A 1,662-nucleotide genomic window follows, 5' to 3' on the forward strand; every position below is an offset into this window, starting at 1 on the left:
GCCGTTGGCCGGCCCACCGGATGATTCAACGTTCATGAGGGCCGGCCAACGGCCGGCGCTACCGGTGCAGCGAGGCGAGCGACTCGTCTTGGAGGCGCTGGTAAATCCCGAACTCGTCTTCCACCTTCAACCCCAACGCCTGCTCAAACGCCTCACGATTGGCATGCGCGGCATACGCCCGCTGCTCTTCCCCGCCGAGGTTGGACTGGAAAATCCCCGCCGCACTCACCGGCAGGAAGTCCTCGTACACGATGGGATCGGCCGTCGCCAACCCGGCGGCAATCAACGCCTCGGCCGGCAGATCACCCACGGCACCACGATCCGCACGCCCGGCCTCGGTCAACGCATAGCGGTAATACCCCAGCCCTTCGCGGCGCAGGGTGTCGTGGTCGTCCGGGAACGCGGCGAAGGCGGTGGCCAGGCGCGTGGTGTAGTCGCCGCCGGTGCTGCCGGCTCCACCGGCGTCACGCGCCTGGTTGAGCAGCTGGTCGTACAGCGCGCGGCCCTTGGGGGTGAGCGCGAGGCCGCGCTGTTCGATCTCGCCGAAACGCGCGGTGTGGGTGCCGACGTCGCTGCGGCCGTCTTCGGGGAAGTTCACTTCTTCCTCGAGTGCCTTGAAGCTGGTCTGGCGCAGCAGGATGGGGCAGCGACGCGGCGGCGGGCCTTCGACCACGGCCTTGGCGTCGATGCCGCGCGCGAGCATGCCGGCCTGGGCGGCGTCGATGTCCAGCGTGCGCGGGGTGAGGTGATTGATGTGCGGGCCGCGGAAGCTGACCACGTCGGCGATCAGGCGATGGGCCTTGCTCAGTGCATGGTAGGTGTCCAGCGAGACGGTGGCGTCGCTGTGCCAGCGGAAGGTTTCCAGCGCGGCCAGCACGAAGCGGCGGGCGTCGGTTTCTTCCAGGCCGCCGTCACGTTCGGCCACATCGATCAGGTGCAGGCATTCGTCGGTGAAGATGTGGCGGCGCGCGAGGATCTGCGCGGCCTGCTCGCGGAGTGCGGGGTCTTCGATCAGTTCCAGCCGCAGCAGCGAGGTGAACACGCGGAACGGATTGTGCGCGAGTGCGGCGGCGGTGCGCGGGCGGAACGCGGTGGAGTGCACCGGCACGCCGGCCACGGACAGGTCGTAGTAGCCCACCGGGTGCATGCCCATGACCGCGAACAGACGGCCGAGGATGGCGAGTTCGGCGGCGGTGCCGACGCGGATCGCGCCGTGGCGCTCCTGGGCGAGGCGTGCGCGCTCGTCGTTGCGATCGAGCTGCTCGGCCAGGGCCGGGTTGTCGGTGAGAACGGCGTCGTTGATTTCAGCGACCAGGTCGACCAGCGTGCCGTACAGCGGCACTTCGGTGCGGTACATGCTGGACATGGCCTGCGCGAACAGGGTGCGGATGTCGTCGGGCGAAACGAAGGCAGTGGTGCTCATTGCGTACTCGGAGACAGGGCGCGGGGGGATTTAGGCCATTGTCGCGCAGGTGGCGATTGACCGGTAGCGCCGAAGAGGACCGCAGGAGCGGTCCTCAACGTCGCGTAGCGACGGCCCGAAGGGTGTCCGCCAGGACGGCGGACATAACGTTGGCCGGCCCTCATGAACGTTGAAATACCCCTTGGGCCGGCCCACGGCCGGCGCTACCGGATCCCGGGTACGGCGGTGTGTTATACACA

At 68.4% G+C, this 1,662-nt stretch carries 1 protein-coding gene; it reads right to left on the reverse strand.

The features are described from left to right. Window positions 1-58 precede the first annotated feature (58 nt). Window positions 59-1,423, reverse strand: a complete 1,365-nt coding sequence (locus tag QMX83_RS21370) for a VOC family protein (RefSeq protein ID WP_282298630.1) — start codon at window positions 1,421-1,423, stop codon at window positions 59-61. Window positions 1,424-1,662: the final 239 nt, after the last annotated feature.

Origin of the sequence: Stenotrophomonas sp. PS02289 (assembly GCF_029960115.1) — a bacterium.
Lineage (GTDB): Bacteria > Pseudomonadota > Gammaproteobacteria > Xanthomonadales > Xanthomonadaceae > Stenotrophomonas.

Bases quoted from the DNA above. Each gene is read 5' to 3' on its own strand.
- QMX83_RS21370 (WP_282298630.1), bottom strand. From the start codon at position 1,423: ATGAGCACCACTGCCTTCGTTTCGCCCGACGACATCCGCACCCTGTTC.